The sequence below is a fragment of the Phyllobacterium sp. A18/5-2 genome (assembly GCF_025452215.1).
In the GTDB taxonomy this organism is placed as follows: Bacteria; Pseudomonadota; Alphaproteobacteria; order Rhizobiales; family Rhizobiaceae; genus Phyllobacterium; species Phyllobacterium sophorae.
Window position 1 is genome coordinate 3,294,578 of record NZ_CP104966.1, and the last position, 20,579, is coordinate 3,315,156.

Annotated in this window: 25 protein-coding genes and 1 pseudogene; 15 read left to right on the forward strand and 11 right to left on the reverse strand. The window is 55.2% G+C overall.

The features are described from left to right. Positions 1-130 precede the first annotated feature (130 nt). Both N8E89_RS16380 and N8E89_RS16385 read left to right on the forward strand, forming a co-directional pair. The gene (locus N8E89_RS16380; RefSeq protein WP_106663281.1) at positions 131-928 is read left to right on the forward strand and encodes a hypothetical protein; all 798 of its coding nucleotides are present in this window, start codon (positions 131-133) and stop codon (positions 926-928) included. Positions 929-1,008: 80 nt separating this feature from the next. Further along, entirely contained in the window at positions 1,009-1,254 is a 246-nt protein-coding gene (locus N8E89_RS16385) for a hypothetical protein (RefSeq protein WP_106663280.1), read from the forward strand. Positions 1,255-1,282: 28 nt separating this feature from the next. Here the strand turns inward: N8E89_RS16385 and N8E89_RS16390 are convergent, their stop codons facing one another. Next, complete coding sequence (locus N8E89_RS16390) at positions 1,283-1,825, reverse strand: flavin reductase family protein (protein ID WP_106663279.1); 543 nt, start codon at positions 1,823-1,825, stop codon at positions 1,283-1,285. Positions 1,826-2,195: 370 nt separating this feature from the next. On the opposite strand from N8E89_RS16390, the gene N8E89_RS16395 reads away from it, so the two are divergent. From N8E89_RS16395 to N8E89_RS16405, 3 genes are all read left to right on the forward strand, one after another. Beyond that, a complete protein-coding gene (locus N8E89_RS16395) occupies positions 2,196-2,345 on the forward strand; it encodes a hypothetical protein (RefSeq protein ID WP_162707134.1) in 150 nt (49 codons plus the stop codon). A 74-nt stretch (positions 2,346-2,419) separates the two neighbouring features. Continuing rightward, positions 2,420-3,502, forward strand: a complete 1,083-nt coding sequence (locus N8E89_RS16400; RefSeq protein ID WP_106663278.1) for an alkene reductase — start codon at positions 2,420-2,422, stop codon at positions 3,500-3,502. Between the two features lie 177 nt (positions 3,503-3,679). Continuing rightward, the gene (locus N8E89_RS16405; RefSeq protein WP_162707135.1) at positions 3,680-3,838 is read left to right on the forward strand and encodes a hypothetical protein; all 159 of its coding nucleotides are present in this window, start codon (positions 3,680-3,682) and stop codon (positions 3,836-3,838) included. Positions 3,839-4,264: 426 nt separating this feature from the next. On the opposite strand, the gene N8E89_RS16410 is transcribed toward N8E89_RS16405, so the two are convergent. Beyond that, the gene (locus N8E89_RS16410) at positions 4,265-4,741 is read right to left on the reverse strand and encodes a host attachment family protein (protein WP_245448644.1); all 477 of its coding nucleotides are present in this window, start codon (positions 4,739-4,741) and stop codon (positions 4,265-4,267) included. Between the two features lie 197 nt (positions 4,742-4,938). On the opposite strand from N8E89_RS16410, the gene N8E89_RS16415 reads away from it, so the two are divergent. From N8E89_RS16415 to bfr, 8 genes are all read left to right on the forward strand, one after another. Continuing rightward, the gene (locus N8E89_RS16415) at positions 4,939-5,118 is read left to right on the forward strand and encodes a hypothetical protein (protein WP_106663363.1); all 180 of its coding nucleotides are present in this window, start codon (positions 4,939-4,941) and stop codon (positions 5,116-5,118) included. A gap of 101 nt (positions 5,119-5,219) precedes the next feature. Next, positions 5,220-5,582: a putative quinol monooxygenase gene (locus N8E89_RS16420; protein WP_106663277.1), complete on the forward strand. Its 363-nt coding sequence runs from the start codon at positions 5,220-5,222 to the stop codon at positions 5,580-5,582. A gap of 63 nt (positions 5,583-5,645) precedes the next feature. Continuing rightward, positions 5,646-5,894, forward strand: coding sequence for a hypothetical protein (locus N8E89_RS16425; RefSeq protein ID WP_146147756.1), 249 nt, complete (start codon positions 5,646-5,648; stop codon positions 5,892-5,894). Positions 5,895-6,030: 136 nt separating this feature from the next. Further along, positions 6,031-6,339, forward strand: coding sequence for a hypothetical protein (locus N8E89_RS16430; RefSeq protein ID WP_106663275.1), 309 nt, complete (start codon positions 6,031-6,033; stop codon positions 6,337-6,339). A gap of 303 nt (positions 6,340-6,642) precedes the next feature. Beyond that, positions 6,643-6,888, forward strand: a complete 246-nt coding sequence (locus N8E89_RS16435) for a hypothetical protein (protein ID WP_106663274.1) — start codon at positions 6,643-6,645, stop codon at positions 6,886-6,888. A gap of 141 nt (positions 6,889-7,029) precedes the next feature. Further along, positions 7,030-7,491 carry an iron-responsive transcriptional regulator RirA gene (rirA, locus tag N8E89_RS16440; protein WP_106663273.1) on the forward strand — a complete coding sequence of 154 codons (462 nt, stop codon included), beginning with the start codon at positions 7,030-7,032 and terminating at the stop codon, positions 7,489-7,491. 654 nt (positions 7,492-8,145) lie between these two features. After that, positions 8,146-8,457, forward strand: a complete 312-nt coding sequence (locus tag N8E89_RS16445) for a (2Fe-2S)-binding protein (RefSeq protein ID WP_099999058.1) — start codon at positions 8,146-8,148, stop codon at positions 8,455-8,457. Continuing rightward, positions 8,423-8,908: a bacterioferritin gene (gene bfr / locus N8E89_RS16450; protein WP_106663272.1), complete on the forward strand. Its 486-nt coding sequence runs from the start codon at positions 8,423-8,425 to the stop codon at positions 8,906-8,908. Before N8E89_RS16445 ends, bfr begins: the two co-directional genes overlap by 35 nt. A gap of 63 nt (positions 8,909-8,971) precedes the next feature. Here the strand turns inward: bfr and N8E89_RS16455 are convergent, their stop codons facing one another. The 6 genes and pseudogenes from N8E89_RS16455 to pcsA all read right to left on the reverse strand — a co-directional run bounded on the left by N8E89_RS16455 (position 8,972) and on the right by pcsA (position 15,505). Further along, on the reverse strand, positions 8,972-10,039 hold the full coding sequence (locus N8E89_RS16455) for a BMP family ABC transporter substrate-binding protein (protein ID WP_106663271.1): 1,068 nt from the start codon (positions 10,037-10,039) through the stop codon (positions 8,972-8,974). 54 nt (positions 10,040-10,093) lie between these two features. Further along, on the reverse strand, positions 10,094-11,014 hold the full coding sequence (locus tag N8E89_RS16460) for an ABC transporter permease (protein WP_210203719.1): 921 nt from the start codon (positions 11,012-11,014) through the stop codon (positions 10,094-10,096). Position 11,015: 1 nt separating this feature from the next. Further along, positions 11,016-12,106, reverse strand: a pseudogene (locus N8E89_RS16465) (ABC transporter permease). Next, positions 12,106-13,689: an ABC transporter ATP-binding protein gene (locus N8E89_RS16470; RefSeq protein ID WP_106663270.1), complete on the reverse strand. Its 1,584-nt coding sequence runs from the start codon at positions 13,687-13,689 to the stop codon at positions 12,106-12,108. The pseudogene N8E89_RS16465 and the gene N8E89_RS16470 overlap by 1 nt, the downstream one beginning before the upstream one ends. Positions 13,690-13,805: 116 nt before the next feature. Next, complete coding sequence (locus tag N8E89_RS16475; RefSeq protein WP_106663269.1) at positions 13,806-14,783, reverse strand: quinone oxidoreductase family protein; 978 nt, start codon at positions 14,781-14,783, stop codon at positions 13,806-13,808. Then, positions 14,783-15,505: a phosphatidylcholine synthase gene (gene pcsA / locus N8E89_RS16480; RefSeq protein WP_106663268.1), complete on the reverse strand. Its 723-nt coding sequence runs from the start codon at positions 15,503-15,505 to the stop codon at positions 14,783-14,785. Before pcsA ends, N8E89_RS16475 begins: the two co-directional genes overlap by 1 nt. A 193-nt stretch (positions 15,506-15,698) precedes the next feature. Between pcsA and N8E89_RS16485 the strand changes: the two genes are divergently transcribed. Continuing rightward, on the forward strand, positions 15,699-16,901 hold the full coding sequence (locus N8E89_RS16485) for a UbiH/UbiF family hydroxylase (protein WP_106663360.1): 1,203 nt from the start codon (positions 15,699-15,701) through the stop codon (positions 16,899-16,901). Between the two features lie 55 nt (positions 16,902-16,956). On the opposite strand, the gene N8E89_RS16490 is transcribed toward N8E89_RS16485, so the two are convergent. Together N8E89_RS16490 and N8E89_RS16495 are read right to left on the reverse strand one after the other, a co-directional pair. After that, a complete protein-coding gene (locus N8E89_RS16490; RefSeq protein WP_106663267.1) occupies positions 16,957-18,303 on the reverse strand; it encodes an Nramp family divalent metal transporter in 1,347 nt (448 codons plus the stop codon). Positions 18,304-18,448: 145 nt separating this feature from the next. Then, positions 18,449-19,393: an AEC family transporter gene (locus tag N8E89_RS16495; RefSeq protein ID WP_106663266.1), complete on the reverse strand. Its 945-nt coding sequence runs from the start codon at positions 19,391-19,393 to the stop codon at positions 18,449-18,451. Positions 19,394-19,492: 99 nt separating this feature from the next. Between N8E89_RS16495 and hspQ the strand changes: the two genes are divergently transcribed. Then, positions 19,493-19,825 (forward strand): heat shock protein HspQ, encoded by a 333-nt coding sequence (hspQ, locus tag N8E89_RS16500; RefSeq protein WP_106663359.1) that lies wholly within the window; start codon positions 19,493-19,495, stop codon positions 19,823-19,825. Positions 19,826-19,890: 65 nt separating this feature from the next. On the opposite strand, the gene N8E89_RS16505 is transcribed toward hspQ, so the two are convergent. Then, positions 19,891-20,511 (reverse strand): invasion associated locus B family protein, encoded by a 621-nt coding sequence (locus N8E89_RS16505; RefSeq protein WP_106663265.1) that lies wholly within the window; start codon positions 20,509-20,511, stop codon positions 19,891-19,893. Positions 20,512-20,579: the final 68 nt, after the last annotated feature.

Consider the following 20,579-nt stretch of genomic DNA (forward strand, 5'->3'; position numbering starts at 1 on the left):
GTAGTTGCTGATTATAATTTACGCAACCAAAGGTTTTATCAATATACAGTGAATTTCAACGGTGTGGTAAATACGTCTCATTCTGCACATGGTGTCGCGCTATCATTGAAGTTTAAAACGGAACATGTCCATGCAGTCCGCGTCACATCCAAAAATCATACTAATACTCGGTAGCGCGCCGGATGTTGTTCGATCGCGGGAATGGCAGCGTGCGCCCTTTCACGAAATCGTTGCGATCAACAATGCCTGGCGCGTGCGTGACGATTGGAATCATCTGGTTCACGCCGGAGATTTTCCGGCACATGCAATGCCGGAAAAGGAGATCGCGACGGGGCGTAGCATCCATACGGCGGCCGACTATGTTCCGGCGCAGAACGCCTATGGGGGCTTTGTCTACGCCGGCGCGACCATGTCGCTGACAACCGCCTATTGGGTGCTCCACGCCCTGAAACCCGACGTACTCGCATTCCTCGGTTGCGATATGAACTACGACAATGAGGGGCCGACGCACTTTTATGGCTATGGCAATCCGGATCCGCTCCGCTCCGACATCACGCTGCAAAACCTCGAGGCAAAGACCGGGAGGCTGCTCGTTTCGGCGGCGCGCCAGGGCTGCCTCTGTGTCAATCTCTCGCACCTTGACTCGAGCCGCCTGGTTTTCCCGCGCGTCGATATCGGCCGGCTGAGAGATTGGTCGATGATGGACGTCAAGGTTCGCATCGGCGGTTTGTTGCAGAGAATTGACAAGGCCAAATTGCAGCACGCGGAAAACACGGAAAAAGCGCTGGGTTACTACTTCCCCACAGGCGAATACTGGCTGTTTCTGGACCAGATTGATGGCAGCGAACTACGCTGTCTCGACAGTCTTTGGCTTGCGGCGCTCGGCCGAAGTGAGGCGAATGATGAATGCGGGCCCTGTGATATCTGAACGGCGCCGCGATTTGACTGCATGTTGATATTCCGTTGTAATCGCCCTCGAAGTACGTGCATGAATAAGCAGGAGCAGACATGGATCGCTACGAAACCTTCGCGACCTGGATTTTTATCGTCTTTGGCGCATTGATCATTGCCGGCCTCATGGCATTTGCGATAACCACAAACGACAAAGCCGCTTTCTTGTTTGCCCTGGCTTCCGGTTGTTCGGCGTTTTTCCTCGGTTTTGCGGTCATTTTCGACCAGCCGCGCCTTTATGGGCTCATTCTGTTTCTGTCGGTCGCGTTGATCGCAGCCTCGATCACAGCGATCGTTACCTGACGCAAGCGTCCTTATTTTCGATTGGCCCTTATGTTTCAACGGGCGCGGTGATGCGGCGATAGGCGCCGTGCCAATAGAGCAGCGGTTCGGCATTGCGGCGCAAAGTTACCGCCCTGACCCTGCCGATGAGAATGCCATGCGAATGCCGTTCGATGGCGTCATCCAGTTCGCAATCAAGCACGGTCAAGGCATTGGCCAGTGCCAGCGTGCCCGTGGCAAGCTCCTGCCATTGTGCATCCTGATAACGTTCCGGGCCTTTGCGCCCGCCCCGTCCCGCAAAACTCTCGGCTACGTGCTTTTGATCATGCGCCAGCACATTCACGCAGAAACTGCCATGTCGCTGCAGCACCGGCCATGACGAAGAATCGCGATTGAGGCTGACGATGACCGACGGAGGATCGATGGCCAACGACGATACGGAGGTGGCCGTAAATCCGGTGCGGTCATTGCCCCGGCCAACGGTAACGACACTCACGGCGCCAGCCAGATGCCGCATGGAGTCCTTGAACAGGTCTGCTTCCACGGTCAGTTCATGGTGGACGGCACGCGCCCGGGTCTGAAAGACGGACATTCTTTCCTCATTTTCTGGATTGCACGCATAAAGCCAGCGAAATGGACTCCCGCTCTGACCGGTATTGCAGCACATCCCACCCGCATCCAACCAGATTGCGCTTTGCTCAAGCCACGCTCTTTTGGCGATTTTGTTTCGCGATTTTTGCCATTTTCGGGAATTCAAATCCAGGAAATGCAGATACCCGACTCCCGCGGTAGGGATTTGTCGCGCTTGGACCACCCTCCGGACCATGGTGCAAAGAATAAATTTCCACAAACTTCCCGTAAGACGCAAAACACTACCCGCTGAACCGGTACATTTGTAATCTCTATCGTATTAATCGTGTATCGAATGCCGCAAGATAGGTAAGGACAACGAGGGACGATTCATGATGGCATCCACGGATTATACGACATCACGCGATACAATCGCCTCGCCGTTTCGCCGCGTCCTGAAGGATCGCGGACTTGTCGTTTTGCTGTTTACGACTGCTTTTGCATTCCACGTTGCAGTTCTCTTCAATCTACTGCCCGCGTAACCCGCATCTGCCCGTTCGCATGACCATTACGCTCTCCTGAAGGAATGCCGATAATTTCTGGACCGACTGTGCCAATGACGACGCTGTTCTCCCCGTTTACGATCGGCGATCTTTCCCTTCCCAGCCGCATCGTCATGGCGCCCATGACCCGCCGCCGCGCATCCCATGGCAAGATTCCCGGCGAGCTCAACGCGCTATACTATGCGCAGCGCGCCACGGCCGGTCTTATCATTGCGGAATCGACAGAAGTCGATCCTTTCAGCGCGATCGATGTTCCGGCACGTCCGGGCCTCACCAATGACGCGCAGCAATCCGGCTGGCGGCTGGTAGCCGACGCCGTTCATTCGGCGGGTGGAAGAATATTCGTTCAGCTATCCCATATGGGACGCACCGCTCATCCGTCGCAATTGCTTGACGGCCGCCAACCCGTCGGGCCGTCGGCCCTGCGGGCAGCAGGAACGGTATACACCGCAGAAGGTGTGCAACCTTACGCCACACCACAAGCGCTTGACCCCGCCGGCATCGCATCAATCGTTGTTGAATTTGCGTCGGCAGCGGCGAGAGCGAGACTTGCCGGATTCGATGGTATCGAAATCCATGCCGCAAACGGCTATCTGATCGATCAGTTCTTGCGGGATGGCAGCAATATTCGTACGGACCACTATGGGGGTTCACTGAAGAATCGGGCTCGCATCCTGCTTGAGATCGTCGAAGCGGTCAGCGCGCACTGGCCAGTCAATCGTATCGGTGTTCGCCTGTCACCGACAAATCCCTATCAGGGCATGTACGATAGCAACCCCGCCAGTCATTTCCCGGAGATCGCCCGGCTGCTCGATCCGATCGGCCTCGCCTACCTGCATGTGGTTGAGCCCCCCGCTCAACCCGGAGAGCACCCTGTTACTGCTTCCGCCATACGCGCAGCTTTCGCCGGTCCCCTCATCCTTGCCGGCGGTTACAAGCGTGCTGACGCCGAGTACGCGCTGGTAACGGCACGGGCAGATCTGATTGCCTTTGGCGAAGCTTTCATCGCCAATCCCGATCTCCCGCAACGCTGGCTCCAGGGCGCGGTACTGAATGCTGCAGATAAGTCAACTTATTATTCCGGCGGCGCACGGGGCTACACCGACTATCCTTGCCTTGAGCTCGTTGAAAATTGATCACCTGAACTTTTTTTCAATGCGCTGGAACCAAATTCCTGCATAAGCATTCTCTTATAACTGGTTACCCCAACCAGCCCTTGGCTAACCCACAAGCCAACAATGGCCCAATCCTCATGCCCCTTGAGGATTGGGCTTTCCGCATGAACTGTTCGGCACCGTCAAGTGGAGAAAACAATGTCAATTGAAAATGCCCGACATGCGATCGAAGCAGCAATCCATAGTGGCGATTTCAAAAGCATGGGTGTTGCAGTGTTCAAGGCAATCAATGCCTTGGAAGAGCGAATTAAAAGGTTGGAAGAAGAACTGGAGCGTTTAAAGGCCAAATCGGGATAGAAGCATCGCCATCTAATCCTTGAATTTGAGGCTACATGTGATACGATCTTGAAAGGTTGAGTGTAGCGGTACCTTGAGCCTGCGCCGCACTGAAACGATGCGCGATATTTTTATCCAGAGTCCAGTTTGTTAGAGCCAAATCAAGCCTCAACTCGCGAAGCCCCTACCCACCCGGCAGGGGTTTTGCTTGTGTAGGGATACCGCATTTCCACCGCCCAAGGGCAAGCGGGACACCCGCCCCGCTTGTTGCAAAAAACCACCATCTAGTACAATCGGCTTAAGCCGTAAGCATTAGCCCCGGTAGCTGCCTCCACGGCCACCCACTCTGTCAGGCCGGCTTCGTCCGATGGAAAAACATCGGCCTTCCACCTTCCACGTGGATGCCATCCACGAAACAGAACCGGCTCTAGCCAAACAAGATTTGCTCTAACTCTCTTCCACGATTGCCTGGATATCGTTCGTCGAGTGATTGGTCAGGGTTTTGGGTATTTCGCTGACAATCCTGTCGGAAACTTCCTTGTGAAATTCCTGACGCATCTCACCCAGCATGAGCGGCGGCGCGACGATGATCAGCCGCTCGAATTCCCCCTTATGTGCATGACAATAGAGTTCGTCAGCAATCTCCTTGGCAAAGCGCTTTTTGGAGATTTCATGCCAGTCCGTGTCGTCCACGGCGCTGCGGCCCAACCCGGGTCCACTGGAGGAACGACCGGGCCTGTCACTGCCCTGTTCGCGTGTGGCGGGGTTGGAATGATGCATCTGATGAATAATGCCAAGCTGCACATTGTTCATGTCATGCTTGTTACGCAGAAAAAGTGCTTTCTCTCCATCTGCGACCAAAACCCAGGTGTGGCGGTTCAACATGACGTTCACCATCTCGAACTCCGACTGATACGTTGGCATTTGAACTTCCCTTTTAATGGAGTTTCGTTCCGTTGGAAATCGTGTTGCCTGCGGTCGCATGACTTTAAGTGTGGCAGACGGCCGTGACCATGGAACAACGTCTCGAAACTGCAGATGTTCCGGCTTTCTTGTTTTCAATCAGCGCCCGCAATGCAAGATTGGCACGATATTCGACAATCACCGGAAATGAGGTCGCCATGAGGATTGGTCTATTCATCGCAGCAATCGTTCTGATCGTCTTTGGGGCCATCTGGGCCCTTCAAGGTCTCAGCATTATCGGCGGAAGTTTCATGGTCGGCCAGACGCGATGGCTTTATATCGGACTCATTACGATCGTGGCCGGTATTGGTCTTCTCCTCTTTGCGCGAACGAAATGATCCCCGTAAAATCGCCGTAAAGGCCGCTTTCACCCGCACCTCGTCTGGATTTGTCCTTTGGCGGCTGGTAGGGTCCGGAGGAAATGGGAGGCTGAGTTTTTATGACTGCATTGACTATTATTGTTGAGTTCGAAACGCGCGAAGGCTGTGAAGAGGAATTCACCGCACTTATTCGCGAACACGCCAGAAAGACATTGGAAGAAGAACCAGGTTGCCTGCGCTTCGAAGTCATCAAGCCAATTGAGCGCAATGGAACGCCCATTCCCAACAAGGTCATGGTCAACGAGCTTTATGCAAGTGAAGCGGCGGTGACCGCGCACGAAAACAACCCGCGGCTGGCAAAGGTCCGAGCCGCCAATGCGCCCCTGCTCGTGTCGAGCCGGCTCATACTGGCGCAGTCTTTGAGTGCAAAAGCTGCCGAAGGCATGACACCGCAGGAACTGAACGCCAGCAACGATGATTAAGCCGAAGGCTTCCAATCTTCAGACTAAAGTCCTGTGGCATGATTCAGGGAAAATGTGCGATGAATGTTCATCACTATTTTCAACCCGCGATCTATCCCGTCGAAAGAACACAATGATGAAAAGAATGGCTTTGGCCTTTCTCCTGCCCTGTATTATCGCGACGTCCGGCTGCGGCGCCATGCGCTGGATGGACCAGAAACCGGCGGGCAAATCCAGCTGCGCAGGCTGGAACAGAATCCGCATCAAGCCGGAGACGGCGGTTTATTTGGTAAAGAACGACTTTTCCGCCGGCATCGATATCGATTCGCATAATCTCAATGGCCAGAACAACGGCTGCTGGAAATAACGGCCGCGCGCGCCCTTGCCTTGGGTGAATAACCGTTCGATCGGGAACAAATCCCGGTAAGTCACGTTCCACCTTTCTATACAAATGGAAAGGATTACTGGAATGGCTACGAATGCAACCAAAGTACAAGATATGTCTGAAAAGGATCTGGAAAATCAGATCGCGGCTTTGCGCAAACAGCTTTCGACGATCAGCAAATCGCTTTCCGAACAAGGTTACGATCTTCTCGGCAATGGTAACTCCGCCTATAAGGCCGTGAAGCAAGGCAGTCAGAAGGCTGCTCGATTTGTCGGTGACGAAGCGCAGATGGTGGCCGGAAAGGCCCGTGAGAACCCGCTTGCCGCAGTAGCGATCATATCGGCCGTTGCGGGTATCGGTCTCCTCGCCGGATTGAATGCCTATCGCCGCTAGAGCGGTTTGCGCTCCGGCCTTGAATAGCATGCCCGGCGTGCCTATATCAGCATAGAAATTCGTTTCCGCTTTTGACCACGGATGTACTGGCACTGGTGTTGAGACGAATTCGAAAGGTCGGGTCCTCCCGGCCTTTTTTGTTGCCGATGGCACACATCCGGCCGGTGAAGTGCCGCCGTTCATCGTCATGATGTTGCGTTCCCCCGTGCGAACGGTCTATGAAGGACCGGTTATTCGCGAAAGGCACCGGAGCAGAACCGGCCAGCCATTCCGCAATCCAGGTCTTGAGAGTGAGTTGCCTGAATGGACAATTTTGAAAAGTACGCCCTGGCTCTGATGGTCGTATTTGGTGCCCTTATAATCGGCGGTCTCATGGCTGTTCATATCGCTTGGGCTCACAAGGCGGGCTTTCTCTATGCATTGGGTGCCGCGGTTGTCGTCTGGTCCGCTGGCTTTGCGGTCCTCTTCGATAAGCCGCGGCTCTATGGCCTGTTATTGCTGGTTGCGACTTCCCTGATAACGGCTTCTGTCGTCGTCCTCGTCCGTTAGAACGTACCCGCTTCAATCCCCGCCAGATCTCGGATAATATGAAAGCACGTTTCATATTATCGTTTACTTTATCAAGAATAATTCTAAACTGCGGCCAGATTGAACGTGCCTGCCCGGCAACGGGTTGAAAGAGACATTTCCATGCGACTGACAAGACAGACCAATTATGCGATCCGGATCCTCATGTATTGCGCAGCCAATGACGGCAATCTGAGCCGGATCGGCGAAATCGCGCAGGCTTACACGGTTTCTGAACTGTTCCTCTTCAAGATCCTGCAGCCACTCGTGGAGAATGGCTTCATCGAAACGGTGCGCGGCCGCAACGGCGGAGTGAAGTTGGGCAAACCGGCAAGAGACATCACGCTCTTTGACGTCGTTCGTGTCACCGAAGAAAACTTCGCCATGGCCGAATGCTTCGAAAACGATGCTGCCGATTGCCCGCTGATCGACAGCTGCGGTCTGAACGCCGCTCTGCGCAAGGCGCTCAATGCCTTCTTTGAAGTGCTGGCTCAATATTCGATCGAGGATATCGTCGACAAGCGCGATGTTCGTGCCTTGCTCGGCATCGACGTTCTCGAAAAGCGTCTCGCAACAGCCAGTTGATAGACGTGCGCCGTACCTTGGATACGGCGCACGCTTTCGCGCTCGTTCGCTTCGCTGCGTTCGGCCCAGTCCTGCTGAAATGTCAGCTCAACTGCGACTCTTTTTGCCGGACAAACCTCGAGATCCGCTGAAGAGTGGCCGACTCTTACCTGACAAAGCGCGATTCCGGCTCGGGTTTCTGTACCCTGCGTTGTAGTCAGGTTTTGCTCGGTTGCCGGGGTACGGCTCTTGGCACCAGCGCCACACCCGGATGAGACGTTTTGACACATGGTCGGCCAGACCCGGAATATTGTCCCCGATAACGCTTGATATCGGCAAACATGATTGAATTGGTTAGGTTATTTTCCTAGTTTAGAATAATTCTAACTACTTGAAATCATGGCATAATCTCACCATATGCGTTTGACAGCATTCCAACAAACCGGTTTTATGGCTGGAGCGTTGATAGAACGTTTGACCTTTAATGTTTGGGCCTTGAACCCTTGCGATTGGAGGAACCATTGATTGGTTCGAAAGTATCACCCGGCCACGGGACAATATCTCTTGGGTCTAGCGTACAAAACGCTTTCATATCAATAGTTTATCCAAGTTTGATGCCATGTTGATGTCGAATGTCGCGGGTGCTTGTTCTGCAGGATACGGCGTCGGCACAAAATGCTAGTTTGTCATTGCAATATTATCACCCAGAAAGAGATCGAGAATACTATCGTTGAGCTTCTCGATGCGGACCCATGGCAACTTGTTGTTCCGGCAAAAGTTTACCATGCCATGAAGAAGCGCGGCCGCTGCTGTGGCTGCTTCCCAAATGTCGTTGAAACCATCATAAAGGTGACGGAAGAATATCATCTTCGCCACGGTTCAGACGATTCTGATGCAGTTTCGTTTATCGACCGTGTCCGATCATTGCGTCACGAATACGGGAGTTCACGACATGAAGGGCGACATAAAGGTCATCGAGCGGCTTAACGAGGCGCTGTTTCTCGAATTGGGGGCCGTCAACCAGTATTGGCTGCATTATCGCCTTCTGGATGACTGGGGCTACACAAAACTCGCCAAGAAGGAGCGTGAGGAATCCATCGAGGAGATGCACCACGCCGACAAGATCGTCCAGCGCATCATCTTCCTGGAAGGCCATCCGAACCTGCAGTCCATCGGCGCATTGCGCATCGGACAGAACGTGAAGGAAGTCCTCGAGGCGGACCTCGCGGGCGAGTATGACGCGGTCAAATCCTACAAGAAATCGCGCGAGATTTGCGACCAGCTCGGCGATTACGTTACCAAGGAACTCTTCGACGAGCTGCTGAAAGACGAAGAAGGTCACATCGACTTTCTTGAAACGCAGATCGGCCTACTCAATGCCATCGGACCGGAGCGCTATGGCCAGCTCAATGCCGCTTCAGCCAATGAAGTCGATTGATCAGACCAATCTCCGTCATAAAAAAGGGCGCCGATGGCGCCCTTTCCATTTCTGACTTGTCGCTTATTGCGGCAACTTGTCGTCAACACCCGCAACATAGAAGTTCATGCTGAGAATGGTCTTGTCGTCGGCCGTCTCACCGGCCTTCAGCCAATCCGACCCGTCCTGCTTCTTGATCGGCCCGGTGAATGGCTTCAGCTCACCCGAGGTGATTTTAGCCTGTGTTTCTTCGGCCAGCTTCTTCACATCGTCGGGCATGTTCGTATAGGGCGCCATGACGACCAGCCCCTCATGCATGCCCTCGAATACATTGTGGGATTTCCAGGACCCATCCAGCACGGCCTTGGCCCGCTCGATATAGTACGGGCCCCAATTATCGACGATTGACGTCAGCTGGGTTTCGGGGCCGAACTTGATCATGTCGGAAGCCTGGCCGAACGCCTTGATCTTGCGTTCCGCTGCAACCTGCATCGGTGCGGTCGAATCCGTATGCTGGGTGATGATGTCGACACCCTGGTCCACAAGTGCCTTGGCAGCATCTGCTTCCTTGGCCGGGTCGAACCAGGAGTTCGCCCAGATCACCTTGATTTTGAAATTCGGATTGACCGATTGTGCGCCGAGCATGAAGGCATTGATGCCCTCGACCACCTCCGGAATCGGGAAGGAGCCGATGTAGCCGGCAACGCCGGTCTTCGACATTTTCGCTGCAATCACGCCCTGCACATAGCGGCCCTCATAAAACCGCGAGTTGTAGACAGCCACGTTGTCGGCGGTCTTGTACCCGGTTGCATGTTCGAACTTCACATCCGGGAACTTCTGCGCGACCTTAATCGTGGCGTCCATATAGCCGAACGATGTCGTAAAGATCAGCTTGTTCCCGGCGCGGGCCAGACGCTCGATCGAGCGCTCCGCATCGGCTCCTTCGGGTACATTCTCAAGGAAGGTGGTCTCGACCTTGTCGCCAAGCGCCTTTTCCAGCTCCTTGCGGCCCTGATCATGCTGATATGTCCAGCCAAAGTCACCGGGTGGTCCGATATAGATAAAGCCGACCTTCAGCTTTTCTTGCGCATGCGCTGCTCCCGCCACAGCAAAACTGGCCGCTATTGTCAGCGCCATGATGAGTTTTTTCATTTAAGTTCACCTCTCTGTTAAACGATTGCGATGTCTTTTTTTCCCGTACCTGCGTCAGCGGTCCGGCACGAAGGGTTTGCCGAGCGATGCCGGCGTATTCATCAGGGTCAGCCGCTTGTTTCTTGAAATCAGCACAAGCACGACGATCGTTGCGAGATAGGGCAGCGATGACATGAATTGCGACGGAATTCCGATGCCGAGAGCCTGCGCATGCAACTGGCCGATACTGACAGCTCCAAAGAGATAGGCGCCGGCGAGGATACGCCATGGCCGCCACGAGGCAAATACGACCAGCGCAAGCGCGATCCAGCCCCGGCCGGCCGTCATGTTCTCCACCCATTGCGGCACGTAGACAAGCGAGAGCTGTCCGCCGGCAAGACCGGCACAGGCACCGCCGAACAGGACGGCCAGATAGCGTATGCGGACGACGGGGACACCCAATGCATGCGCCGAAATATGATTGTCGCCGACGGCGCGCAATGTCAGGCCGGCCCGGGTCTTGAACAAGAACCACACGACGCCGATCGTAAGCAGGATGGAGATGTAGAAAATAGGATCCTGCCCGAACAGGAATTTGCCTGCATAGGGCAGATCAGAGAGGCCCGGAATGTAGAGCGATGCCATCTTCACGCCGGGCAAGCCAACGAAGCTTTCGCCGATCATGGCCGAGGCGCCGAGGCCGAGCAATGTCAGAGCGAGGCCGGTCGCCACCTGGTTGGTTACCAGCGTTAGCGTTAGGAACCCGAAAAGCAGCGAAAATGCCGCGCCTGCCAGGATCGCCGCGAACATGCCAAGCCAGGCCGAACCGGTTGTTTGGGCAACGGCGAAACCCGCAACGGCCCCCATCACCATCATGCCTTCAACCCCTAGATTGAGGACACCCGAACGCTCGACGACGAGTTCGCCCAGCGCCGCGATCAATAGCGGTGTTGCCGCTGTCGCAACCGTCAGGAGTATGGCCTCAAACATCGTCATTTCACGCACCCTTCAATGCTGTTTCGCTGTGCCGGGACACAATCCGGATGCGATAATAAATCAGGGTGTCACTGGCGAGGACAAAAAACAGGATGATGCCCTGGAATATGCGCGCCGATTTTTCCGAAATACCCAATGAAATCTGCGCTGCTTCCCCCCAAGATAGGACAATGCCAGCACCAGTCCGGCCGCAACTATCCCCAAAGGATTGAGCCTTCCGAGAAACGCGACGATGATTGCCGTGAATCCGTAGCCGGGTGAAATGCTCGTCCTCAACTGGCCAACTGCACCAGATACCTCGGCAATCCCTGCGAGGCCAGCGAGGGCGCCCGATACCAGGAAGGCGAAGAACGTCAACCGTCCGGCACTGAAACCGGCAAATCGCCCTGCCCTTGCGCTACGGCCAAGCACCTTGATCTCATATCCGTTCAAGGTCCGCGACAGCATGAACCAGACGGCAACAGCCGCAAACAGCGCGAGGATGAAACCCCAGTGCGCCCGGCCCGAAGCCGACCATATTTCCGGCAGGATGGCGCTGGAATTGAACTGGACTGTTTCTGGGAAATTGTACCCCTGCGGGTTGCGCCACGCCCCGCGTACCAGCCAATCAAGGAAAAGCTGGGCGACGTACACCAGCATCAGGCTGGTCAAAATCTCGTTCGTGCTGAACCTGACCTTCAGGAGGGCCGGGATCGTCGCATAGGCCATGCCACCGGCCATACCAAGCAAAAGCATGATGGGAAGGACATACCAGCCCTGGAAATCCGGGAACATGACCGGAAGGATCGATCCGGCAATGCCTCCGGCGATCAATTGGCCCTCGGCGCCGATATTCCAGTTGTTCGACAGGAAGCAGACGGATAGTCCAACCGCAATCAGTATAAGTGGTGCCGCCTTGACCAGCAATTCGTGGACGGACCAGACTTCCGTCAAGGGTTCGATGAAGTAGGAATAGAGTGCGGCAATCGGATTCTTGCCGAGAATTGCAAACAGTATCGCCCCCGCAATCAAGGTCAGAAACAGGGCGATGAATGGCGAAAGGGCACTGAACAATGCCGAATGCTGGGGGCGTTTGACGATTTCGATCCGCATCATACCGCCCCTGCATCCTCCAGGGGTGCCGACGTGTCGGCTCCTCCCATCATCAGCCCTACCCGTTCCCGGTTCATGTGTTCTATAGGCACGGATTCCGAAAGGCGGCCATGTACCATCGCCGCAATCCGGTCGGAAATCTCGAAGAGCTCGTCCAAGTCCTGGCTGATCACGATGACCGCCGAGCCGCTGCGGGCCAGATCCACCAAAGCCTGGCGAATATGCGCAGCAGCTCCGGCGTCGACGCCCCAGGTCGGCTGATTGACGATCATGACGGAAGGGTTCCGATCAAGTTCACGTCCGATGAGAAACTTCTGTAAGTTTCCTCCGGAAAGTGCTGATGCATCTGGATTTTCCGCGCTCTTGCGAACGTCCATCTGCGCTACGATCCGTTTGGCCGCAAGAGCAAGGCTGGACTCCGCGACGAGCCTTAATGCCCCGCCGGAGAGAAATACTTTGCGGTCCGTGGAATGACGCGACAACAGCAGATTGTTGGTCAGCGACATGTCTGGAACAGCACCATGTCCAAGCCTTTCTTCCGGCACAAAAGCGGCACCGAGCTTGCGCCGCGCGGAAATGCCTGTGCGACCAGCATCTGTTCCGCGAATGCGGATGATTTCGGGACGTTCCTGCAAGACTTCGCCGGAAATTGCCTCGAACAACTCGCCCTGTCCATTGCCTGCAACACCGGCAATTCCGAGAATTTCCCCTGATCGAACTGAAAGATGGATATCGTGAAGCGGCACGGAAAAGGGTCCGCGCGGTTTCTGCGAAAGGCCGTTCACTTCAACCAGCGCAGTTTGTGCCGATGCATGCGTTGCGGCCGGATGCCTGTCGATGACGTGAATATCGCTCCCGACCATCATGCGTGCCAGCGATGCGGCGGTTTCGGAGCGCGGATCGCATTGGCCGACAACCTTGCCGTGCCGCAATACGGTCGCGCGGTCGCATAGGCGCCGCACCTCTTCAAGCCTGTGGCTGATATAGAGGATCGATTTTCCCTCGGACCGCAGGCGCTCCAATGTCACAAACAGCAGATCCGCTTCCTGCGGCGTCAGAACCGATGTCGGCTCATCGAGAATGATGAGGTCGGGATTTTGGAGCAAACACCGGATGATCTCGATCCGCTGGCGCTCACCTACCGAAAGGTCGCCGACAAGCGCCTCCGGATCCACCGGCAGGCCATAAGTATCTCCGATTTCCCTCGCCCGGTTTGCAATTGTGTCCAGTGGCGTTTTCTCATCCAGCGACAATGCTATGTTTTCCGCCGCCGTCAGCGCGTCGAACAATGAAAAATGCTGGAAAACCATGCCGATGCCAAGCGATCTGCCCATCGCCGGATTGGCGACTGCAACGCTCTTGCCTTTCCACGCAATCGCTCCGGAGGTTGGTTGCAACGCACCGAACAGCATCTTGACGAGGGTCGACTTGCCCGCGCCATTCTCACCGAGCAGTGAGTGAATTTCGCCCGTTCCAATCCTCAGATTGATTTCATCGCAGGCTTTGAGTGTCCCGAAAATTTTGGTGAGCTTGTCAGCTTCCAGTAGCGGTTTTTCAGAGCCGTCTTTTGTTTGTTCTGTCATCGTTCCCCGCGGCCAAGACCGTTTGCGATCCTATGACAGGCCCACCAAATTTGGAAAGTGCAAAACGTACGGCCACGGCCTTTTGCGCACAATATTCAAGCAATGGTTGCAGTGGCTCAAGGAATGAGCACTGTCGTGCCAGTGGTCTTGCGTGCTTCGAGATCGCGATGCGCTGTTGCCACATCCTTGAGTGCGTAAGTCTGTCCGATCTCGATCCTGATCACGCCTTTCGCCACGAGATCGAATAATTCATTGGCCCCATTTTCGAGAGCATCGCGCGCTGCAACGTAAACGAAGAGCGTTGGGCGTGTCAGATAGAGCGAACCCTTGCGCGACAGGATACCGAGATCGAATGGCGGAACCGCTCCGGAGGACTGGCCGAAACAGACGATCATGCCGCGCGGGCGCAGGCAATCGAGCGAGCCGTCAAACGTGTCCTTGCCCACCGAATCATAGACGACATCAACACCCTTTCCGCCGGTGAGCTCCTTTACCTGTTCTACGAAGTTCCCGGTGTTGTAATTGATGACGTGATCATATCCGTGATCCAGCGCCAGCTTGACCTTCTCCTCCGAGCCTGCTGTGCCGATCACTGTCGCGCCGAGATGTTTCGCCCATTGACCGGCAATCAATCCAACGCCGCCAGCTGCCGCATGGAAGAGGATCGTATCGCCCTTTTTCACGGGAAATGTCTGTCGCAGCAGATATTGCGCAGTGAGTCCCTTCAGCATCATGGAAGCCGCGTGCTCCAGCGCGATAGCGCCCGGAACTTTGACGAGCCGATCCGCCGGGATCAACCGCTCTTCGGCGTAGGCACCAATGGGATTGGTATAGGCGACGCGATCGCCGATCTTGACGTCCTTTACATCCGGACCGACTGCCAGCACCACGCCCGCGCCTTCATGTCCGGGGATCAGCGGCAAGGGGCTGGGTGATGGATAAAGGCCGGTCCGGTAATAGACATCGAGAAAATTCAGCCCGATTGCATCGTTGCGAATGTGTGCTTCGCTTGGTCCCGGGGCACCAATGGAGATATCCTCGTAGGTCAGCACTTCCGGTCCACCGGTTTGATGAATGCGAACAGCTTTGACCATCATGATTTCTCCGTACGTCCAAGATTGGGGAATGCCTGCATCACAGCACCGATGCAAAAGAGATATATGCCTGTCACCGAAATGCCAATGCGCACCCAGAGCGGCGATTCCAGTTCCTGAAACAGCGAGATCGCGCCAAAGCCGCACCACAGGAAAAATATGGCAAGATTCAATGGCCGCAACCGTTGCACGCGTACGGGGTGGAGAAAATACACCGGCAGGAATGAGACGATCGCCGAGGCAAGGACAATGGCAAATGCCACCCATTCTCCGGGGCGGACAATGAACAGCGTAAAGACAATCATGTTCCAGACCACCGGGAACCCCTTGAAGAAATTCTCCTTGGTCTTCATGCCGGTGTCGGCATAGTAGATAGCGCTCGAAACGACGATGATCGCCGCCGCAAGAAACGACAGCCCCTCGCCCATGAAACCGCGCTGATAAAGCGCGAAGGCCGGGATCAGAACATAGGTCATATAGTCGATGATATTGTCGAGGAGTTCGCCTGACCAGTTAGGCAGGACATATTTGACTTCCAGCTTGCGGGCTATTGGCCCGTCTATACCATCGACGAACAAAGCCAGCCCCAGCCACCAGAACATGGCTGTCCAGCTTTCTTCGCTGGCGGCAACAACCGACAGGAATGCCAGAAAGGAACCGGACGCTGTCAGCAGATGAACGGAAAATGCTTTCGCCTGCGGAGCCGTTACTTTCTTGGGCATGACGCCCTTGGGCAAGGTTGGTTTTTTCACGGTCCGCGCCAATCTGCTGCATGATAATTGCTCGCTCGCCGTAGTATCTTACCAGCGGCGAACGATTTGCGATCAGCTTTTCTTGAAAATGGTTCAAAGCGCAAGCAATGAAGTTGATATAAACTGTTGAAAGCTCGAAGCGAGCATGGAAGCGGAGGCGAATATGACCAGCACCAGAACAGATCCCATTGTGATTGCAGGAGCTGGGCATGTGGGGTTGATCGCCGCGATCGCCATTGGCCAGACCTTCGAGAACGTCATCAGTCTCGGGACGATACCGGAAGGCAATGACAAGCGGACAACCGCGCTGATGATGCCTGCCATCAAGTTTCTCAGGCAGATCGGCCTGTGGGAAAGCATCGAACCGCACGCGGCTCCGATCACCACCATGCGTATTCTCGACGGAACAACCCGGCTCATCAGAAGCCCCGCTGTGACCTTTGAGGCCAGCGAAATCGACGAGCCCGCCTTCGGCTACAACATTCCGAACGTCACTTTGACCGAGGTCTTGAGTGACGCGCTGAAGGGCTCGCCGGTAAAGCATGTGGCCGCCTCTGCCAGCCATTACCACCCGACTGAATCTGCAATTGCAGTCGAAGCCGGCAACGGCGCCGTGTACACCGCCAATATCGTCATCGCCGCCGATGGCCGTTCTTCGCTGGCCCGCGAAGCCGCCGGAATATCCGCGCGGACCTGGAGCTATAACCAGACGGCCATCGTCCTAAGCTTTAGCCATACGCGCGATCATCATGATATTTCTACAGAATTTCATACCGAGCATGGCCCGTTCACGCAGGTTCCCCTAGCCGGCAAACGCTCAAGCCTGGTCTGGGTGACGACACCAGCGCACGCTGTCGAACTCCTCGAACTCACAAGAGATCAGTTGGCAATGCGGGTTGAGGATCGCATGCAGTCGATGCTCGGCGCGGTGACCATCGATGTTGATCCGCAGAGCTGGCCGCTCTCGGGGCTTGTACCAACCTCCTTTGCCCGCAACCGGGTGTTTCTGGCTGGCGAATCCGCGCATGTATTCCCGCCAATCGGCGCGCAGGGCCTCAATCTCGGTGTCAGGGATGTTGAGACCCTCCTGGAAACGCTTCCCAATGATGGCACTGACCTTGGCATATCGAGCGTTATGTCCAGCTATAACCGCAAGCGAAGCCCGGATATCATTGCGCGCACCGGCGCGGTCGATGCCCTGAACCGATCGTTGTTGTCGGATTTTCTGCCGGTTCAGATGGTGCGCAGTGGCGGACTCGAGTTGTTGCGTGCTTTCTCGCCGCTGCGTGGTTTCGTCATGCGCGAAGGCCTGCGTCCAGGCAGCGGCTTCCGCTTCTCGCGTAAAGACGCGCTCCCGAACCACTAGGAGTCGGGTCCTGTTGTTATGATTTCGACCAGATAAACGGGTCCTGTCCCCGGGATTATGCGAAGACGAAGTCGCTCAGCAACTTCACATTCAGCAAAGCGATCACCACGGCGATGAACATGGCGAAGGCCGACAGCCAGCGCGGTGCGACAAGCGCGCCCATTTTGGCCTTGCTCGCCGTGAACATGACCAAGGGAAACACCGCAAACGACAATTGAAGGCTGAGGACCACCTGCGTCAGCACAAGCAGCTTGGCCGTGCCACTCTCGCCATACCAGATCGTGACAATGGCCGCGGGGACGATCGCGATGCCGCGCGTTATCAGCCGCCGCAGCCAAGGCGCCAGCTTGATGTGCAGGAAACCTTCCATCACGATCTGTCCTGCAAGCGTCGCTGTTACCGTCGAGTTGATACCACAGCAGAGCAAGGCAATACCGAACAGCGTCGGGGCAATCGCCAGACCGAGCAGCGGTGCAAGCAGTGAATGCGCCTCACCCAACTCAGCAACCCCTGTCTGGCCTGTCTTGTGAAACGTTGCCGCTGCGAGAATGAGAATCGATGCGTTGATCAGCAGGGCAAACATCAAGGCAACGGTGGAATCGATCGTCGCATATTTCAGCGCCTGCCGTTTTTCCGGCAGCGAAGAGCCATAGTTCCGCGTTTGAACAATGCCAGAGTGCAGGTAAAGGTTATGCGGCATCACCGTCGCGCCAAGAATACCAAGCGCCAGATAGAGCATCTCGGGATTGGTCACGATTTCCGTTGTTGGCGCAAAGCCCCTGATGACAGCGCCCCATTCTGGATCGGCGAGGAAAATCTGGATGGCAAAGCAGACGGCAATGACTCCAAGCAGGGTGATAATCAGGGCCTCGACCCAACGGAAGCCAAGTTTCTGCAGATAAAGAATGAGGAAAACATCGAGCGCGGTGATAAGAACACCAATTTCCAGCGGTATCCCGAAGATCAGATTAAGTCCGATGGCAGTGCCGATCACTTCGGCAATATCCGTGGCAATGATGGCGATTTCGGCAAGGAACCATAGCGAATAGGCCACTGGCTTTGGAAAAGCATCGCGGCAGGCCTGCGCAAGGTCCCTGCCCGATCCGATCGCAAGCCGCGCGCATAATGCCTGCAGCACGATCGCCATGATGTTGGAAACGAGCGCGACGACAAGCAGCGCGTAGCCGAATTTCGAGCCCCCAGCGAGCGACGTGGCCCAGTTGCCCGGATCCATATATCCAACTGCGACGAGATAGCCTGGACCGACAAAAGCAGCCGCGCGGCGCCAGCCCGGTCCACTGGTCGTTACGGCAATCGAACGATGAACATCAGAAAGCGACGCCTCGCCCCTTGCGCGCCGCCAGCCTTGAGGCGTGTCGGCCGCCTGCCGTATTTGATCCATGAACAACCCTTAATCGCAATTGCAAATCATTCGCAACTATATAGAGAGAAAATTTCCAATCGCAAGCCTTCGACCTGTGCAAAGACAGCCGTTCGATCGATTTATTGCGGATATGAAAGAAATTCAGGCGACCCGGCTGCTGAAATTATTCGATAAGTCCGTGAGTCATCACGTAGAGCCACAGTGTCAGCGTCAGTACTGAGAACAGCGTGGTTGCCAATACACTGCTGGAGGCACGTTCTACCCAAACACCATATTGGTGAGCGATGACGAAGACATTCGTCGCTGTGGGCAAAGCTGCCATCAACATCGCCGTGTTGACCCAAATTGGAGGGAAGTCTCCCGCCAGACTGAGAATGCCATAGATCAGCACGGGCTGAACCAGCAGTTTAAGCGGAACGATGAGATAGAGCTCCTTTGGAACCCGCTTCAGGGGGCGCAATGCCAGTGTAGCGCCCATGGCAAACAGCGCGCACGGCGCGGCGGCCTTCGCGAGCAAATCAATCAATCTATCGAGTGCAACAGGCGGCTCGAAGCCAATAATCGCCGCTGCCACGCCAAGAATGGTCGCGATGATAAAGGGATGAAAAAATATCTTCCGCAGAACACTGATCACAAGATCGGGTGCAGACCGCTTGTCATTGCCGGATAGCGCCATCATCAGCGGGGCCATGACAAAATGAAGCGTGTTGTCGAAGCAGAAGATCAGGGCCACGGGCACAGCAGCAGGCGCCCCGAAGGCAAGGATTGCCAGCGCCGGGCCCATATACCCAATATTGCCATAGGCCGCTGCGAGACCTTGAATCGTACTCTCATCAATCTTTCGCGTCCTCACATATGCGACCAGGAACATCGTCAGAAAGATGCAGAATGTGGACGCGGTGCAACCGATGATAAATGCCCACTGCGTCAATTCCGCCACCGGGGTTTGGGATAGTATCTGGAAAAACAGGGCTGGAAGCGCCACATAAACGATGAAAGTGTTCATCCACCCCAGCGCTTCCAGGGGCTGGCGATTAATCCGGGCCACGAAAAAGCCAAGAAAGATAAGCCCAAAGAACGGAAGCACGAGGTTAAAAACGTTGAGCATAATTGGCTTTTGAGGGTTGCGGCGCGAAAGAGTTACGGCAGGACGCCAATTAAGCTCGCGAGATTTGACAGAACGAGATATCTATACCGAATGACAATGATGACACAGATACGACATGCAAAATTTCAGATAGGTCAGGTGGTTAGTCACCGGATATTTGCCTTTCGTGGAATAATTTTTGACGTTGATCCGGAATTTAACAATACGGAAGAGTGGTATCAATCCATTCCAGAGGATATACGACCGCGCCGCGACCAACCGTTTTACCATCTCTTCGCCGAGAACGCGGAAAGCGAATACGTCGCCTATGTCTCGGAGCAAAACCTGATGGCCGACACGAGTGGTGTGCCATTGAGGCATCCTCAGATCAAGAACATGTTCGAAAAGACTGAAGGCGGCGTCTATCGGGTAAAGCGACCGCACATCAATTAGCGTCAGAGCAACGGACAACAAAAAAGGGACGCCCGAAGCGTCCCTTTTTGATTCCTGCCTGCCGGTCAGTTGCCGGTTTTGGCTTTTTGCTGTTCAGCCTTCATCTTTTCTTCGAATTCCTTCTGACGCTTCTGGACTTCATCCTGAAGGGTCTTCTGGCGCTGTTCAAGTTCGTTCTGCTGCAGGCCCGGGCCGTCATAGGCCTGGCTGAATCCAGTCAATGCAACGTTGATCGGATTGGGCTTGTTCTGGAAATTGACCGAAGTCAGCGTCAGCTGGTTGCCCTTCTTGAATGACGAGAGGAGCTCGTCTGACAAGGCGACTTCGGAGATGCAGCGATCAGGGAAGCAGATTGCATATTCGATTTTCTGCGTCTTGCCGCCATTGATCTGGAGTCCGACGCCCGGCGCGATGAGGCGGCCGGTCGGAACGGAAACCTGGAAAATCTTCCGGTTGATCTTGCCCTTGATCTCAATGAGATTGACGGCTGTCAGCAGCTGGCCGCTATCAGCAGTCACGATGTTCTGGGTATTGCAGATATCGTTCTCTTCCTGCTTGGAGCAGACCTTGAACCAACCCTGCGGCGCTCTCTGCTGTTGGGCTGACGCTGGTACCGCCGCGACGGCGAGTAATGCAGTGGCACCGACAAGGGATGCGGTTGCAGCGATGGTCTTGCGGATGGACATGGTCAACTGGTTCCTTTCAGCGCACTTATCCGAAGTGTGTCTTGATCACCTGATTTTGCTTGTCTGGC

Excerpts from the sequence above, each read along its gene's own strand:
- N8E89_RS16470 (WP_106663270.1), bottom strand. The coding sequence starts at position 13,689 with ATGACAGAACAAACAAAAGACGGCTCTGAAAAACCGCTACTGGAAGCT.
- N8E89_RS16445 (WP_099999058.1), top strand. The coding sequence starts at position 8,146 with ATGCTAGTTTGTCATTGCAATATTATCACCCAGAAAGAGATCGAGAAT.
- N8E89_RS16505 (WP_106663265.1), bottom strand. The coding sequence starts at position 20,511 with ATGTCCATCCGCAAGACCATCGCTGCAACCGCATCCCTTGTCGGTGCC.
- N8E89_RS16460 (WP_210203719.1), bottom strand. The coding sequence starts at position 11,014 with ATGACGATGTTTGAGGCCATACTCCTGACGGTTGCGACAGCGGCAACA.
- N8E89_RS16490 (WP_106663267.1), bottom strand. The coding sequence starts at position 18,303 with ATGGATCAAATACGGCAGGCGGCCGACACGCCTCAAGGCTGGCGGCGC.
- N8E89_RS16380 (WP_106663281.1), top strand. The coding sequence starts at position 131 with ATGCAGTCCGCGTCACATCCAAAAATCATACTAATACTCGGTAGCGCG.
- N8E89_RS16495 (WP_106663266.1), bottom strand. The coding sequence starts at position 19,393 with ATGCTCAACGTTTTTAACCTCGTGCTTCCGTTCTTTGGGCTTATCTTT.
- bfr (WP_106663272.1), top strand. The coding sequence starts at position 8,423 with ATGAAGGGCGACATAAAGGTCATCGAGCGGCTTAACGAGGCGCTGTTT.
- N8E89_RS16420 (WP_106663277.1), top strand. The coding sequence starts at position 5,220 with ATGACTGCATTGACTATTATTGTTGAGTTCGAAACGCGCGAAGGCTGT.
- N8E89_RS16430 (WP_106663275.1), top strand. The coding sequence starts at position 6,031 with ATGGCTACGAATGCAACCAAAGTACAAGATATGTCTGAAAAGGATCTG.
- N8E89_RS16415 (WP_106663363.1), top strand. The coding sequence starts at position 4,939 with ATGAGGATTGGTCTATTCATCGCAGCAATCGTTCTGATCGTCTTTGGG.
- N8E89_RS16410 (WP_245448644.1), bottom strand. The coding sequence starts at position 4,741 with ATGCCAACGTATCAGTCGGAGTTCGAGATGGTGAACGTCATGTTGAAC.
- N8E89_RS16395 (WP_162707134.1), top strand. The coding sequence starts at position 2,196 with ATGATGGCATCCACGGATTATACGACATCACGCGATACAATCGCCTCG.
- rirA (WP_106663273.1), top strand. The coding sequence starts at position 7,030 with ATGCGACTGACAAGACAGACCAATTATGCGATCCGGATCCTCATGTAT.
- N8E89_RS16425 (WP_146147756.1), top strand. The coding sequence starts at position 5,646 with ATGTTCATCACTATTTTCAACCCGCGATCTATCCCGTCGAAAGAACAC.
- N8E89_RS16385 (WP_106663280.1), top strand. The coding sequence starts at position 1,009 with ATGGATCGCTACGAAACCTTCGCGACCTGGATTTTTATCGTCTTTGGC.
- N8E89_RS16475 (WP_106663269.1), bottom strand. The coding sequence starts at position 14,783 with ATGGTCAAAGCTGTTCGCATTCATCAAACCGGTGGACCGGAAGTGCTG.
- N8E89_RS16400 (WP_106663278.1), top strand. The coding sequence starts at position 2,420 with ATGACGACGCTGTTCTCCCCGTTTACGATCGGCGATCTTTCCCTTCCC.
- pcsA (WP_106663268.1), bottom strand. The coding sequence starts at position 15,505 with ATGCCCAAGAAAGTAACGGCTCCGCAGGCGAAAGCATTTTCCGTTCAT.
- N8E89_RS16455 (WP_106663271.1), bottom strand. The coding sequence starts at position 10,039 with ATGAAAAAACTCATCATGGCGCTGACAATAGCGGCCAGTTTTGCTGTG.
- N8E89_RS16485 (WP_106663360.1), top strand. The coding sequence starts at position 15,699 with ATGACCAGCACCAGAACAGATCCCATTGTGATTGCAGGAGCTGGGCAT.
- N8E89_RS16390 (WP_106663279.1), bottom strand. The coding sequence starts at position 1,825 with ATGTCCGTCTTTCAGACCCGGGCGCGTGCCGTCCACCATGAACTGACC.
- N8E89_RS16405 (WP_162707135.1), top strand. The coding sequence starts at position 3,680 with ATGTCAATTGAAAATGCCCGACATGCGATCGAAGCAGCAATCCATAGT.
- hspQ (WP_106663359.1), top strand. The coding sequence starts at position 19,493 with ATGACACAGATACGACATGCAAAATTTCAGATAGGTCAGGTGGTTAGT.
- N8E89_RS16435 (WP_106663274.1), top strand. The coding sequence starts at position 6,643 with ATGGACAATTTTGAAAAGTACGCCCTGGCTCTGATGGTCGTATTTGGT.